This is a genomic window from Myxococcus sp. CA033 (genome assembly GCF_013336625.1).
In the GTDB taxonomy this organism is placed as follows: Bacteria; Myxococcota; Myxococcia; order Myxococcales; family Myxococcaceae; genus Myxococcus; species Myxococcus llanfairpwllgwyngyllgogerychwyrndrobwllllantysiliogogogochensis.
Genome location: NZ_JABUMU010000027.1, coordinates 76,871 through 90,860, shown reverse-complemented (window position 1 = coordinate 90,860; position 13,990 = coordinate 76,871). Strand labels below are relative to the sequence as shown.

9 protein-coding genes and 1 pseudogene are annotated in these 13,990 nt (G+C 65.2%); 6 read left to right on the top strand and 4 right to left on the bottom strand.

What is annotated here, in order from left to right; translation table 11 throughout:
* Window positions 1–438 precede the first annotated feature (438 nt).
* Both HUA78_RS38900 and HUA78_RS38895 read left to right on the top strand, forming a co-directional pair.
* Window positions 439–1,728: a hypothetical protein gene (locus HUA78_RS38900; protein ID WP_174478508.1), complete on the top strand. Its 1,290-nt coding sequence runs from the start codon at window positions 439–441 to the stop codon at window positions 1,726–1,728.
* A 5-nt stretch (window positions 1,729–1,733) separates the two neighbouring features.
* Window positions 1,734–2,714 (top strand): hypothetical protein, encoded by a 981-nt coding sequence (locus HUA78_RS38895; protein WP_174478507.1) that lies wholly within the window; start codon window positions 1,734–1,736, stop codon window positions 2,712–2,714.
* A gap of 241 nt (window positions 2,715–2,955) precedes the next feature.
* Here the strand turns inward: HUA78_RS38895 and HUA78_RS38890 are convergent.
* A pseudogene (locus HUA78_RS38890) lies at window positions 2,956–3,096 on the bottom strand (endonuclease III); the annotation flags it as partial.
* Window positions 3,097–3,274: 178 nt separating this feature from the next.
* Between HUA78_RS38890 and HUA78_RS38885 the strand changes: the two are divergent.
* The 3 genes from HUA78_RS38885 (at window position 3,275) to HUA78_RS38875 (ending at window position 6,171) form a co-directional block, all read left to right on the top strand.
* Window positions 3,275–3,694 (top strand): hypothetical protein, encoded by a 420-nt coding sequence (locus HUA78_RS38885; protein WP_174458919.1) that lies wholly within the window; start codon window positions 3,275–3,277, stop codon window positions 3,692–3,694.
* Between the two features lie 357 nt (window positions 3,695–4,051).
* A complete protein-coding gene (locus tag HUA78_RS38880; RefSeq protein ID WP_174458920.1) occupies window positions 4,052–4,396 on the top strand; it encodes a hypothetical protein in 345 nt (114 codons plus the stop codon).
* Window positions 4,397–4,680: 284 nt separating this feature from the next.
* The gene (locus tag HUA78_RS38875; RefSeq protein ID WP_174458921.1) at window positions 4,681–6,171 is read left to right on the top strand and encodes a ricin-type beta-trefoil lectin domain protein; all 1,491 of its coding nucleotides are present in this window, start codon (window positions 4,681–4,683) and stop codon (window positions 6,169–6,171) included.
* Window positions 6,172–6,250: 79 nt separating this feature from the next.
* Here the strand turns inward: HUA78_RS38875 and HUA78_RS38870 are convergent, their stop codons facing one another.
* Window positions 6,251–6,829 carry a hypothetical protein gene (locus tag HUA78_RS38870; protein ID WP_174458922.1) on the bottom strand — a complete coding sequence of 193 codons (579 nt, stop codon included), beginning with the start codon at window positions 6,827–6,829 and terminating at the stop codon, window positions 6,251–6,253.
* 297 nt (window positions 6,830–7,126) lie between these two features.
* Between HUA78_RS38870 and HUA78_RS38865 the strand changes: the two genes are divergently transcribed.
* Window positions 7,127–9,394, top strand: coding sequence for a hypothetical protein (locus tag HUA78_RS38865; protein WP_174478506.1), 2,268 nt, complete (start codon window positions 7,127–7,129; stop codon window positions 9,392–9,394).
* Window positions 9,395–9,507: 113 nt separating this feature from the next.
* Here the strand turns inward: HUA78_RS38865 and HUA78_RS38860 are convergent, their stop codons facing one another.
* Both HUA78_RS38860 and HUA78_RS47885 read right to left on the bottom strand, forming a co-directional pair.
* Window positions 9,508–13,323, bottom strand: coding sequence for an Ig-like domain-containing protein (locus tag HUA78_RS38860; RefSeq protein WP_174478505.1), 3,816 nt, complete (start codon window positions 13,321–13,323; stop codon window positions 9,508–9,510).
* A 357-nt stretch (window positions 13,324–13,680) separates the two neighbouring features.
* Window positions 13,681–13,794: a DUF6289 family protein gene (locus tag HUA78_RS47885; protein WP_371745768.1), complete on the bottom strand. Its 114-nt coding sequence runs from the start codon at window positions 13,792–13,794 to the stop codon at window positions 13,681–13,683.
* Window positions 13,795–13,990 lie beyond the last annotated feature (196 nt).

Below are 13,990 nucleotides of genomic sequence, written 5' to 3'. Positions count from 1 at the left end.
GGGTGCATGCCCAGATTGAGGGAGGGCAAGCAGTTACGGGGGGAGGGCCATGGCCGCTCCTCATCTCCAGTCCTTCGGGCACGTTCCGAGGTGTGCAGGGCCCTCCCGTGAGTGTGCACCCCACGGGGCGCGCACGTCCGGTTGTGATTATGGGACTTGGCGTCCCATGGCGAGCATCGCTGGACTCACTCCCGATGTTTCTGGCATCCCACCGTTAGACAGCAGCATCACTACATTCACTGCACCTGGGAGTCGCCCTATGTTGAGCGCGCCGCCGCTCGTGCAACCGGGAGCAAGCGCCATCTTCAAGGCCCACTTGGTGGGGCACCTAGCAAGAAGGCCAAGACCATCAGTTTTCGTCTGACGTCATCGAGAGTACCTGGCATCGCAGGCAACTCGCCACTGCCTGGGCAGGCGAACAGTGACTTCGACCTTGTCATGAACCAAGCTCCTGGAACGGTCCTGGCTCTCTCTCAGATGGGCGACCTCCAAATTGGAACGACTCCGGATGGCCAGCACCAGACGGCCACAGTCGAAGTGCTCGCTCGTGACTGGGGTGCCTATGGCAAGATCGAGGCAGGAGCGATAATGGAAGACGGAACCGCTGTTGTTGCCGTCCTTTCTGCTGCAGATGAAACGGAGCTGCGCATTCCTCAGCGTGCTCCCAATTCGAACATCGCAATATCTTGGAGGAACAGAACAGGCACCGGCGGGCAAGGTGATTCCGATGACAATGAATCTGTGCCTGCTGGTGATGGAAACAATGGCGATGGTTTGACACTCTATGAGGAGTATCGAGGTTTCTGGGAGCAGGGGAAGCACGTGGAAGGAAACCCAAGCAAGAAGGATTTCTTTGTTCATGTCGACCCAACAAGCATGGGTGTTTCCCCGGCTAGCGCTGTTGCCAAGAAGGGCGTCGCCCTGTTCGAAGCTGCATCTGGCCTGACCGTCCATCATTTGGATCGTGGCGAGTTCGAGCCACCCCAGAGCGGAACTGATTTCTCTCTCAATCGCCGGGTTGTTAATTTCAACCACGACAATGTGAATCACAGGGTTGATCAGCATCTGGTTGTTCTGACTGCAGTGAGGACGCCGGATGGCAACTCTCACGCAAGGCGTTCGAATACGAACGCCCTGAGAACACCCAAGGTTTTCTCCAGGATCGAGATTGCCGAGCAGGCGCTCAAGCAGCTCAGTCAGCAACAGTTGATTCGTGATGTTGCTCACGAGCTTGGGCATTCTCTCAATGTCTACCATCATGGAGAGGGGGGCGAAGTCATCCGGTATTTGGTCTTCAAGTCCGATGGCAGCCTCGTGGAGGCGGATGACAACGCCGGGACAAGGAATCCTGTTGTTATCCGACAACTCATAGATGAGACCACCAAAGCCGTCCTTCACGACAACGCCAATAGGGTTCCTGGTCCGCAGAGAAGCACGCCTGTCAAGGCGTCGCTCCCTCCCGGAAAGCAACATAGCGGTGACGAGAGCTGTATTCTTCGATACAATGATGCGAATGTCGTCGTGCGGCCTGGTCAACTAGATGTCCGATACTGGATTTCTCCAAGCGAAACCCCGGGTGGGGTGCTTTGCACGGACGGCCTTGGAAAGACATTCAATAAAACTGGAATTCCTGCTCAGCCGTCGCGCCACGGGAATGCAAGTGCAGGGCGCGGTAGCTGCGTTCATCAAATTCTCGTCAACGATGCGGTCCCTGCTCAACCCCGGTGATGGTCATGACGAAAAAATATCGCATGCTTTCAGTGTGGTGCTCTGCCCTGGCGCTTGTGCTGCCAGGAGCAGTCTTCGCACAGTCGCCTGGGGCGGAGGGACCCGATGTCGATCTGGGGCTTGTCGCAGGAGGTGAAGGAGGAACGTATCGGGGTTGGCCCATCGTCACCGAGATTTCTGTTGCCCACCCGAAAGCGGCACTCGCGGCAGCGAAGGGCGAAACGGTCCAGCCCATATCCGTTTCTGTCCCCAGCGGGAGATGGACGGCTCTCGTAAAGCTCGTTGTTCGGAACTCACAGGGCGAGATCCAACAATGGCCTTATCGATTGATCACAACCGTAGGCCCGTCCCTCACTTTGGATACGGAGCAGCGGGGGGAGTTGACCGTCGTGCTATCGCCCGAGGCCACTGCCACGCCGGCGGCCGGGCGCTACACGATGCAGGTCTTTTTGGACAGTCGAAATGGCACGAATGACGCGAGCTGGAAGGGGGTGGCGAGTTCGCAACTCGAGTTCGAACTCAAGGAGGCGCCGACGACTCCGAGTGATACTCAGACGTGTCAGAAGGGGTATGTCTTTTCGGAGTACCACAAGTCCCTTGGCCAGCTTACGACGGCAGCCAGCATGCTGGACACTGCCCTCACTCAGGCGCCTGACGAACTCCTGTGTCTTGTTTCCCGAGCCGAACTCGCCGACCAACTGGGCGACAACTACGGCGCTATTGACCATTACCACCGCGCCATTGAGGCCAAGGCGCGGCTGCCACAGGACGCGGACGGAGAGAGCGGCTCCGGTTCATTGCTCCATCGATGCCTGGGGATCGTGCAGAAGCTCCCACCATCCGAACGGCACCCTCTCAATATCTTCTGTAGTTATGTCACTTGCGAGGAGCGCATGGATGCTGGCACTTGCCCATCATCCAGCAAGCCTGCTTCTACCATTCCAGTGCGTGGCTCTCGAACAAAGCCTCGTAGTGACAAGAAGTGACAATGACCAGTTTTCATCCGCGTCCGTCTATTTTTAGAACAAAATTAGACTGCGCGGACGGCTGGCAGGGCCCCATGACAACCCCAAACGTGAGCTGACCTTCTGCCGGGATGCGCTGGGCCTGAACCTCGTGGCGGACGTCGCCAATGGCCCCATCCGCTGGCACACGCTAGTTTCCCTGGACATCGTGCGGGCCCCACGGCGCCACCGTGGGGTGTCCGAGACTGCGCAGTCCGCGACCCCGGTCCGTTACACACTGCGCGGCGAGGATGGTGGCGACGAGCAGCTCGAACGGCGTGGACCAGTTGAGCTCGTAGCGTGCGTCGGGGTGCTTCTCACGCAGGCGCTCGAGGAGGAGGACGGCTTTCTCAGCGGGTTTCATGGGGTGTGGAGGGCATCCTACCCGGGATGTCTGACAGGCACGGGCTCGGAAGCAGGGGAGAGGGATGGCGATGATGACCGCTCCCCATCTCCAGTCCTCGAGCACGTTCCCAGGCGTGCCGGACCCTATCGTGAGCGCGCACTCCATGGGTAAGGCGGTCGAGCTACATTGCGGCCCCATGAGCGAAACGGTCGCGAGTGAATCGCCCCTCCAGGCCTCCCAGCGCGGAGGCGGTTTCATCACCGGTGCGGCCATCATGCAGGCACTGGTGGTTCCCTACCTGCTGCTCGCGGGACTCATGGCCGCCGAGATGTCCGCGCTGCTGTCCACGGCGCTGCTGGCCCACGGAGTCGTGGTCGCCGTCGCGGCTGGGTTCCTGTTCCGCCGCAGACTCTGGGCCTGGCGCCTGTCGGCGGCCCTCGCGACCCTGGCCTTCCTCGTGGGTGCGGGCGCGACGTTGATGCCGCCAGCCTGGGTCGGGGGAATCCATGCAGCGGGCGCGGCCGCGATCCTGGGCCTCCTGCTCGCGGGCCGCCCCGCCGTCGTCGGCGCACGTCCACCGGGCGCCACGGAGGGCCTCTCCAGGACAGGCGGGTGAGCTGCCTCGGCGGCGCGCCGCCCTCGTCCCGGCCCGCGCCTGACCTGGTCCCATCGAGCACCAGGTCGCATGCGCCCGAGGCGAGGTCGACTTCCAGCGCTACCTCGCCGCGGCGCTCGAGGAGCGCAAGACCTCTCCCCGGGAGATGCGCCTTTGACGCGTCATCCGCTCCCGTTTGACATGTCAATGAGGGGCGAGCGGGCCTTGGGCGCACCTGTCGTGCCTGCACGGGGCCCCATCGCGCTTGGGCATGATGCTTGCTGTGTCGCCTCTGGCCCCACTTTCATGGGCCCTGCCGGAGATGACCCAAGCATGCGCGGATTCGTGACGTTTTTCTCATTGGGGAGCTGTCTGCTGATGACTGGTGCTGGTGCGCAGACGCCGCCCGCTCAAGCCGCCTCGTCGCAGGTGCCCGCGAACGCGTGCTACCTGTGGAAGGGGCGTGGCGGTGCTCCCACGGCGGGCTACATGGTGACGCATGCGAGCTGCCGCCCATGGAATCGCAATTACGGGTGGAGCTTCATCAAGACGAACAATGACGTGGGCTACTATCGCGGAACCTTCGAGGCCGCCGCGGCCACTCCATCCACCTGGGCGGTCTACGCTGACTTCGGCTCCGCGGTGGTCACGTCGCAAGCGGACTACACCTCCTTCATCGCCAATACCAAGCTGTCTGGCTCCTGTAGCGAGTGCCTGCACTGACAGCGAGCTGCCAGGGTTGGGAGCGCCTCACACGTACGTGCGGCGCTCCTCTGTGTCCGCACGTCGCGCACTCCGGCGCGAAATCCTTCTCATACGCGCTCTCTCCCATGTATCGAACGAGGACCGCGAATGCGTCAGGAGGATGAGGCGGAGGGTGGCTGACGACTCAGCGGCGTCCGCCCGCGCGGGAGCCAAGGATCTGGACGGTGCACGTTCCTGACAGCACGAGACCTCGGCGCTCCGGCCATTTTCAAGGCAGCGCTACGAGGAATGGGGGGATGTGCATGTTGCGTCGAATGGCGGGAGTGATGGCCTTGCTGCTGGTGGGTTGTGGCACGGAGCTCGAGGTCATGGAAGGTGTGCCCATGGAGGACACACCCCTGCAGTCACAGAGGGAAGGCCTCATCGTTGGCGGCAATGACCTCATCCCCGTGGCGGCGGATGGCTCGAACATCCCGGCGAGGTACCGCCCGCTGCTGGATGCCTTCGGCCTGCTGAAGATCGGCACTGCGGGCTTCTGTACCGCGACCCACCTGGGCAACGGCGTGGTGATGACCGCGGGCCACTGTTTCGCGGCGGGCTCCGGCGGACAGTCGAACCTCGCGTGTCCCGCGGACACGACCGTCTCCTGGGGAAAGCGCGCGGGGACCGGCCCCTATCTGGTCTCGAGTTGTACCCGCATCCTGGCGATGCAGAACTCGGGCGCCTGGGATTACGCCTTCTTCGAGGTGAGCCCGCCGCCCCCCGCGGCGGTGGGATTCCAGTCCAACGCGGGCGGTATCAACAATCCGGTGGGCTCCTCTGGGACGATCTTCAGTCACCCCCAGGGCAGGGACCTCGAGTGGTCGCAGACTTGCTACATCCCCCCTCTCGCCGCCGGTTTCCTCCACTCCTGCGACACGGAGTCTGGAAGCAGCGGTGCCGCGGTGATCGAAGACGACTCACTGCAGGTCGTCGGCGTGAACCACTCGAACAATGGCATCCACAACCAGGGCATCTTTCTGGACCACACCTCGCTCGGGTGGCTCTGGCGGGCGCACCGGCCCACCGGGGAGCTGAAGGCGTGGGGCGGCAAGTGCCTGGACGCGCAGGGGGGCGGCACCGCGAACCGCACTCCGTTCCAGCTCCACTCGTGCAACGGCTCCTCGGCGCAGACGTTCCGGCGGGAAGCCCTGGCCTTTGTCGGCAACGCGGGCAAGTGTCTGGACGCGCCCTTTGCGACAGCCGGTACCACGACCTGGCTCTTCGACTGCTGGGCGACTGGAAATCAGCAGTGGCGGATGGAGAACGTGGAGCTTCGTCACATCTCCGGCAAGTGCGTTGACGTCCCCTATGCGTATGACGGCTCGGGGACCTGGCTCTTCGACTGCTGGGGGGGCCCCAACCAGAAGTGGACGGTGACGGATTCAGGCCTCATCCGCGCGCCGGATGGCCGGTGTCTGGATGTGCCGTGGAGCACCGCGAATGGCACGCCGGTGTGGGCCTATGCCTGCCATGGCGGCGCGAACCAGCGGTGGACGTTCAACCAGGGCGGGGAGATTCGCGGCCTCGGCGGGAAGTGTCTGGACCTCGCCGATGGGAATACGACCAACCGCACCCCCTTCCGGCTCTGGGACTGCAATGGCTCATCCGCGCAGAAGTTCCATCTGCGAGGGGAGATTCGGGGGCCGGGCGGGCTGTGCCTCGACAACCCCTGGAGCACGTCCGACGGGACGCTGCCGTTCTTGTGGGAATGCCACGGAGGTGACAACCAGAAGTGGGAGCACCGCTGGTAGCGCGCCGCCCCGCTACTGACCTACGACCAGGCCGCGTCGCCGCCCACCGAGGACAGCGACGCGACCTTTTCGACTCAGGTCAGCGCGTCGCCGTGAAGCGACGCACCACGCGGCACTCCGGGTCGCCCGCCACCGTGTTCACATGGTTGGCATTGAACGTCCCGGAGAAAGAGGCCGGCGCGTCGACACTCTCGGGGCCCTCCGCGAACTGGCCTTCGATGAGGTAGAGCAACTCGGTGGGAGGTCCCTCGCGGCGCTGGAGCTGCACAATGGCCCTCAGCACGATGTGTTTGGTGGTGCTCCCGTAATGCGAGCCCGTGAGCTGGAGCTCTCCCAGCGTCGCGGTGATGTCCACCTCGCTGCCCTTCTGGACCACGACGACCCGCTCGCCCTCCGGCAGCGACACCCCCAGCAGGCCGCAGTCGGCGCTCAACGGCGTGGGGTCCTGGAAGCGGAACACATAGTCGCCGCTGATGGCGCAGCCTGATTCACAGCGTTCGGGCCCGATGTCGTCGTCGTCCTTGTCGTCGCCACTGCCGCACCCCGGATTGCCCATGCCACTGCCCATGGTCAGCATCGCCGTCATCAGCAACAACGGGACGCGCAGGTACGTCACGGCGGTTGGACTCTTCTTTTCTCGAGACACTGCGTCACTCATGTCGGCTTCCCCGCCACTGCTTTCCGGCCCAAAGACGATGTTTCTACTGCGTTTCGGGGCGCTGGAACAAATCCGCGATAGCCCCGTCAGCCCCGGTGACTCCACGCTGTTGAGCCTTCAATCCTTCTGGGGGCTCCGAGGTGGGGTGGAAGCCCCCTGGGACTCGGGTGCGCCACGGGTCCTCCCGCATTCAACCAGCACCTTCGCTCGCGGTCCGAACGACCAGCTTCCCGTCATGCCTCCGTAATGCCTCTTGAAAAAACACCCCGCTCACGGGGCTCTTTCAGAGGAAATCCCATGTCTCGACGTGGAAGTCGCAGCCCCTGGCTGTTGTTGACGGCTGCCCTGGTGGCGGGTCCCTCCCTCGCGGGGGAGGTGACGAACGTGGTCGCCTCGGACCGCATTCCGCTCCCCGCGGAACGGGAGAGCAAGTATCGCAATCGTATCGCTCAGGAGCTTGGCGGCGGGGGCTGGCAGGTCTTCCTCGGCGACCTGCACAGCCACCCCCGAGGCCATTCGGAGAACGAGGACACGGAGCTCGACTTCACGCCCCAGATTCTGCGGAGCGAGGTACTCCAGTCCGCGTTCCGCCATGGCTATGACTTCTTCGGTACCAGCAACCACACCTCGTCCTGGGACGACGGCTATGACGGTGATGACCCCATCTCCCAGCTGAGCCCGGAGCTGGATGCGAACGGTCAGCCCGAGCTGCTCATCCTCACGGGCGTGGAGAGCCACGTCGGTCCCGACGACGGCACCGGCCCCTCCCATGACCACCACTTCAACAGCTTCAACCGGCACGTCCACGTCCACTCGGACGATGTCTGGGACATGCATCACGAAATCCTCAACAACTACTCGACCAATCCGCTGCTCAGCACCCACGTCCAGTTGAACCACCCCAGCGACAACGTCTGGTTCACGCTGCCCACCGAGCCGGACCGCCGCCGCAACGTTCGTGACGCCATCGAACTCACCGAGTTCAACGGGCTCCCCAGGTACTTCGAGCTGCTGCGTCGAGGCTTCCGCGTCGCCCCGGTCTCCAACTCGGACGCGCACGCCACCACCCGCGAGCTGCTGGCGCATGAGTACCTGGACCGGAATCCCGACGGCTCCTTCGTCAGGCCCTTCATCGACGAGCCCGGCGTGCCCCGGGAGAAGCTCTACGGCGATGACTTCGCCCAGGGGCGCGGCGGTGTCGTGCTGCCACCCGGCACGCCGTTCAACTACAACAACTTCCTGACCGCGCTGCGCAACCGCTCGGTGTTTCGCACCGGGCTCGCGCCCGCCTCCGGCTTCTTCATGGTCAACGGGCGCCCCATGGGCTCCGAGTTCGAGCGCGCCGCCAACGAGCGGAGGCTGGACTTCACCGTGTGGGGCACGACCAAGGACGGCACCGGGTATGGTGGCAACGAGTGGACGAAGCTCCAGGTCTGGAACCCCTTCCAGCCCGGCGCGCCCCTCAAGGAAATCACCTACTCCGACCCGAACCTCATCAATGTGCGCGAGGCGTTCTCGCTGACGCCCTACGAGTCCATCTACGTCGTCACGCTCACCCAGAACTGGGGCAACTCCGAAGTCGTCATGGCCCCCATCTGGGTCACCAATCCCGTCAGCAAGCCGACCGTCTCCTTCGAGCACCCGGTGATCAACCGGCAGCTCGTGCCCATGCTGTTCATCAACGGCGGTGGTAACAGCCTCATCCTCCAGCGCGCGACCAACCCCTTGTCGCCTGACTGGAAGACCGTCGGGACCATCACCAACAACTATTACTACCCCATCGACTCCGCCACGCTGCCGACGACCTCGCTTTGGAGGGTGGTGGACCCCCACCAGCAGACCATCGTCTCCAACGCGACGACGCTGACCATCGCCAATGGCATCGAGGCCGAACTGCCCTGGGTCGGCACCACGACGCACGATGGCGTGAATGTCACCGTCCACTGGTCCCATCCGCAGGGTGTGGCGGTCGACTACTTCGCTTCGCGAGACAACGGTGCGACGTGGACCAAGGTGGGCGAGGACGTCGTGGCGAACACGAACAGGTACTGGAACTTCTACACGGGCGGCTGGGGCAACTCGAACGTGCTGCTCAAGGTGGTGGACAAGAACGACTCGGGCCGCTTCGGCATCGCGGGGCCCTTCTTCGTCGACGCCACCGTCGAGCAGAAGATTCCCGCGACGTCCAGCAACGCCACCATCAACGCCATCGCGGCCTACACGGTGACGGATGACAACACGGGCTCCTGCTGGTGGACGAGCAACGGGAACGAGCAGTCGGCGTACATCGACCTGGGACAGGTGCACCTGGTCAAGCGGATGGAGGTCCTCTTCGGCAGCGCGAATCCGCCGAGCTGGTACATGGGCCTCAGCCTCAACGGGAGCAGTTGGGTGATTCAGGACGGCGGCTCCCTGTCGTATGCGTCCGGTCAGACGCTCATCAGGGATTACAGCCAGCGCTCGGGCGGAGGGGTGAACACGCGCTACGTGCGGTTCTACGCGTCGGGCACCTTCCCCGGCATCACCCAGTTCTCCCAGATTTGTGACGTCCGCCTCTACCGGTAGGCACGACGCCCCAATCCTCGGGGCTGTGTGACGGGCCACTTCATGACGCGAGGACGGAGCGGAAGCCTCGGCTCCCGCTCCGTCCTCACGGACTCACACCCGCGCGCCCGGCGTCACAGCTCCGTGCTGGCGTGCAGCGCCGTCACTCCCGGCTCCACGGGCTGCCGCCAGGTGGCGCGGTAGGTGCCCCCCGCGAAGTCCCACGTCACGCTCCAGGTCTGGACGGGGAAGGGCCCCTGGTGGGGCGTGGCGCCGCTCCAGAACGAGCGTGTGCCCGACGCGTAGGACAAGCCCAGGTCCGTCGACTCCCCGAAGCCGGGCCCCGTCATCAGCCCACAGCCCTTCGCGTCGCACCGCAGGCTGCCAGACGGGTAGGGGCGGCTGACGTTCGTCGCTTCCTTCAACCACTCCGTTCCAGTCCACCGCCACCAACTCAGGTCCGTGTGCATCCGGATCCCGCTCGGGGACACGGCCAGCAAGCCCTGGCCGTCCCCTGACGACGCCACGGTGTTCTCGTTGGACCAGGCGACACCGTTGTGCACCATGTAGCGGAACTCATGGCTGAGGGGCGCCATCACCATCACCGCGCTGTCCGTGGCCACGATGTCGTAGATGCCGGTCCGCAGCACCGGCTCCACCCTCGGCTGCCAGACGCCCGAGGTGTGCATGCGCAGGATGTTCAGCTCGCGGTCCTCCCGCTTCGTCGACAACGCGAAGGAGGCTCCCGAGGGAATCAACTGGGTGTTTCTCCAACGCAGTATCGTCGACGTGCGCTCGGCGGCGAGCTGAGGCGTGCTCCACGTCGTCCCGTCCACGCTCTGCGCCGAGCGAATCTCCCACTCGCCCCATGCCGCCATGAAGCCACTGGCTCCGTGGACCAGGACCAGGTCGGGGTCCGTACCCGTCACGCTGTCCAGCTTGACCGGCGTCCCCATCCCCCCCGCCGCGTAGGACACCGCCCAGATGTCCACCTTGCCCGCCGTGGTGGCCGGCTGGAGGTATGCGACGACCACCCTGTCGCCATCCACGGCCACCCGGACGTTGGAGCCCACGGGCCCCAGACGCACGGGCTGGTGCCACACCTCCCCGTCGTACTCCGCGAGGAAGAGGCTCCACACGCCCCCATCGAACTGCTCCCACGCGGCGGCTCCTTGCCCGTCCGGCGCGAAGTGGACCACCGCCTCCCGCACGCCACCGACGAGCGGCGGCGTCACCATCTGCCTCGCCGCGCCCCACTGGCCGCCGCCCTGATAGCCACGCACGGAGAGCTGCCCCGGCGCCACATAGGACACACTCACCTGGTCCCCCACCCGATGCGGCACCACGGGAGTGCTCTCCGCGCCTCGAAGCTGGACGCTCGGCTGCCACCCCTGCGACGTGAGCGCGGTCCCCCAGACTTCATGCAGGGACGACGTCGGGCCGTTCTTCTTCATCAGGACCAGCAGCTCATTGCCCACCGCGCGCGTCTCGAGCACCGCGTGCATCCCTGTCGCGACAACACTCCTCGTCACCGACGTCCACGAGCCCCCCACTTGCGTGATGGAGTGCAGCCCCGAGGAGCTGCCCGACAACAACCCGACGTAGTTGCCCTGGTACGAAACCATCGCCACGGGGAGGAGCAGAGGCCCGCTGTCCGGCAGCCGCACGAGGGACTGCCACTCACCATTGACGCGAACCGACGCGGTGAGTTCATCCGAGCGGATGAAGAGCGCCGTGACGGTGCTGCCATCCGAGGCGATGCGCAGGTTGCGCGCCTGACTGGAGGTGATGAACTCGGCGGGACCCCACGCCCGGGTGGTCCGATTGAAGAGCGAGAACCACGTCCCCTCCGAGGTGGTCCACGCCCGGCCAAAGCTGTCTCCCACGAGGGTGTACTGCTCCTCCACGGACGAGGAGACGACGCTGGAATGCACCCACTGCACACCATCGAAAATCGTCGTGACGTCCTCGAAAGAGTCCGGCCCGGATATCAACATCACGGCCCCCGCGTTGGAGACGAGGGTGGGGGACGTCCCCAGGTTCTTCCGGGTCACCTCCAACCACTGCGCTCCGGAGCGCACACGGAAGGACTTCGCTACGGAGTCATAGGCATAGAGGTTGTCGCCGAAGCCGAAGAGGTGGCCACGGATGCCAGGCGTCACCGGGGTGAAGGCCGTTCCATCGAAGGTCGCCACCGCATCGTCGTTGGGCGATGGGGTCGACCACCCCACGATGAACCGCTGGTCCCACACGGCCGCCTGCGGCGACTCCTTCATCGAGCGCCCCTCGCCCACCAGGATGGACGCTCCGAAGCCAGAGCCTCGGTTGAGCGAGGCGCGGACCTGGACGCCCGTGCCCGTGTTCTCGTTCCACACGGCCAGCGTCCCCAGCGGCCCGGTGGCGAACACGGCCGGGCCCGGCTGGCCAGGACTGCCCGCGCTCACCCTCACCCCCGGAGCCACCGTGCGGAAGGTGTACGTGAAGGGCGAAGCGAGGCTCGCCCCCTGCGGCGTGCGTACGTCCCTCACGGTCACCGTGTAGTTCGTCGCCGGCGCGAAGGGCGACAACTGACGGTACGCCACCGTGTTCGTCGATGACTCGTAGTTGGCCACCCCCGTGACACCCGCGACGCTGACCGTCTCCGGGGTGATGGAGTCCCGGTCCAGCGGCCGGTCGAAGCGCACGCGCAGCGGGCCACTCAGCGGCACGAAGCGCGTGTCCGGAGCAGGCGTCGCGTCGAGGACCTGTGGAGGGGAGGGGGGCAGCTCCGTGACGAAGCCGAAACCCTCGAACGGCACCAGCCGGTTACCGACGATATCCTCCACGAAGCGGGCGTGTCCCCGGTAGCGCGTCTGGTACTTCAAGGGCTGGGCAGGAGTGAAGACCCCCTGGAGCCGCGCGTCGTCGTAGCGCAGGGCGCCCGGGACGAGGCCGACCACCTGGGTGCCATCCGCGTTCAGCTCCTCCAGGTAGAGACGGTCCGGCGTGATGCTCGCGGGCCGGAGCGGCTCGCTGAACGTGACGATGATGGGGGCGTTGCGCACGGCGACTCCCACCGAGGTTGCCTCCGGCAGGGTTGCCTGCACGCGAGGCGAGGTGGTGTCTCTCGACGACGCCACCACGAACGTGAGCGTGTACGGCTGAACGAGGGGATTGCCCGCCAGGTCCTTCGCCTTCGTGGAGAGCGTGCCCGTGACACGTGCGCCCGGCGCGGGCTGGGGGCTCACCCGGAAGTACAGCGACCGGCTCGCGGCTTCATAGGAGTACGTCCCGGAGAGTGGCGACGCGGGGTTCGGACCCAGCAACTGCTCGAACTGGAGCGACTCGGCCGTGAGGGTGCGCGGGTCCATGGCCTCGTTGAACGTGAGGACGTACACCGGCCAGGTCGACGGCACGTCCGTCACTCCGAGGAGGGGCTTCGTGGCCGTCACGCTCGGCGGCGACGAGTCCGACTCCAACCCCACCGTGAAGATGGAGTGATGGGGCACGCTCAGCGACTTGCCCGTCACCGAGCGCAGCAGCGAGGAGACCACCGCCGTCACCAACGCGTCGGCGGTGAACGGACGCGCCGGGGTGAAGGTCAGCGTGCGGGTGGTGGCGTCATGAGTCAGGGTGCCCTGGAGCGAGACCCCGTTCTCCGACACCGAGAGGACATGCTCGTTCACCGTGCTGACGTCGAGCGCCTCCGTGAAGCCCACGATGACCCGCGCGTTGCGAGGGACCGCCTCCGCGTCCAACGCGGGCAACACGTAGTCGATGAAGCCCAGGCTCTCCGAAGGCTGCGAGCCACCGTCTCCAGTCCCACCGTCGCCCGTGGGGCTGGAGCCACCATCGGAGCCTCCCGCGTCGGGATCGCCCGAGGCGTCCGGCGGGTCATTGTCGTTCGGCGTGTTGTCCTTGCAGGCAGGGGTGAACACCATGAGGCCCAGGACAACCAGGGCCCATCTCATCCAGGAGGGTTTCAATGTCATAGGGGGGATGTCGCGGGCCGAACGGCTCGTGCGGCGCTTTCCGTTCCCGCGACTCGGGTGACGACGACAGGACCAAGAAGCAGCAAGAGGGACCACGCGTCGACGGAGCCCCTGTACGGACAGGGGTCATGCGCGCCCGGATAGGCGAGGGCACCTGCAACCAGGTGACAGGCGCTCGCCACACCGCACCGATGTACCGCGACCCTCTGACGTTCCCCTTGGAGCGACCTCCAGATCTCGGCCAGTCGGCGACGCACGTGTCATCGCGGTCCTGAGCCTGACGCCCTGACGGGTTGGGGCGGCACCTCGCGGAAATGAATGCGGCCGCATTCCACGCTACCGCCGTTCGTGGCACTCGACTTCGGTGAACTCGTAGTGACTGGTCCTGACGCCCCAGTTTCTGCGGATGCCATTGCAATCACATCGCCGATCTCCCGCGAGGGTCGTCATGCCAGGCGGGCGTGTCCATCCCAGGAGTCTGGGAGATGCTGTCCGGCCCGTGCGGGGATGGACAAGAGTGCTCTGGCTCTATCTTGGCGACCGAGAATAGACGGCCTTTCCTCCGAGGTGGCGCACGGTTCGGCGGCCCCCATCCGCGCCCCGCCTCGGCTCCTCCGCCTCAGCCAAGTGTGTCCTGGTGCGCGGC

Bases quoted from the DNA above. Each gene is read 5' to 3' on its own strand.
- HUA78_RS38900 (WP_174478508.1), top strand. From the start codon at position 439: ATGAACCAAGCTCCTGGAACGGTCCTGGCTCTCTCTCAGATGGGCGAC.
- HUA78_RS38895 (WP_174478507.1), top strand. From the start codon at position 1,734: ATGACGAAAAAATATCGCATGCTTTCAGTGTGGTGCTCTGCCCTGGCG.
- HUA78_RS38885 (WP_174458919.1), top strand. From the start codon at position 3,275: ATGAGCGAAACGGTCGCGAGTGAATCGCCCCTCCAGGCCTCCCAGCGC.
- HUA78_RS38880 (WP_174458920.1), top strand. From the start codon at position 4,052: ATGACTGGTGCTGGTGCGCAGACGCCGCCCGCTCAAGCCGCCTCGTCG.
- HUA78_RS38875 (WP_174458921.1), top strand. From the start codon at position 4,681: ATGTTGCGTCGAATGGCGGGAGTGATGGCCTTGCTGCTGGTGGGTTGT.
- HUA78_RS38870 (WP_174458922.1), bottom strand. From the start codon at position 6,829: ATGAGTGACGCAGTGTCTCGAGAAAAGAAGAGTCCAACCGCCGTGACG.
- HUA78_RS38865 (WP_174478506.1), top strand. From the start codon at position 7,127: ATGTCTCGACGTGGAAGTCGCAGCCCCTGGCTGTTGTTGACGGCTGCC.
- HUA78_RS38860 (WP_174478505.1), bottom strand. From the start codon at position 13,323: ATGAGATGGGCCCTGGTTGTCCTGGGCCTCATGGTGTTCACCCCTGCC.
- HUA78_RS47885 (WP_371745768.1), bottom strand. From the start codon at position 13,794: ATGACGACCCTCGCGGGAGATCGGCGATGTGATTGCAATGGCATCCGC.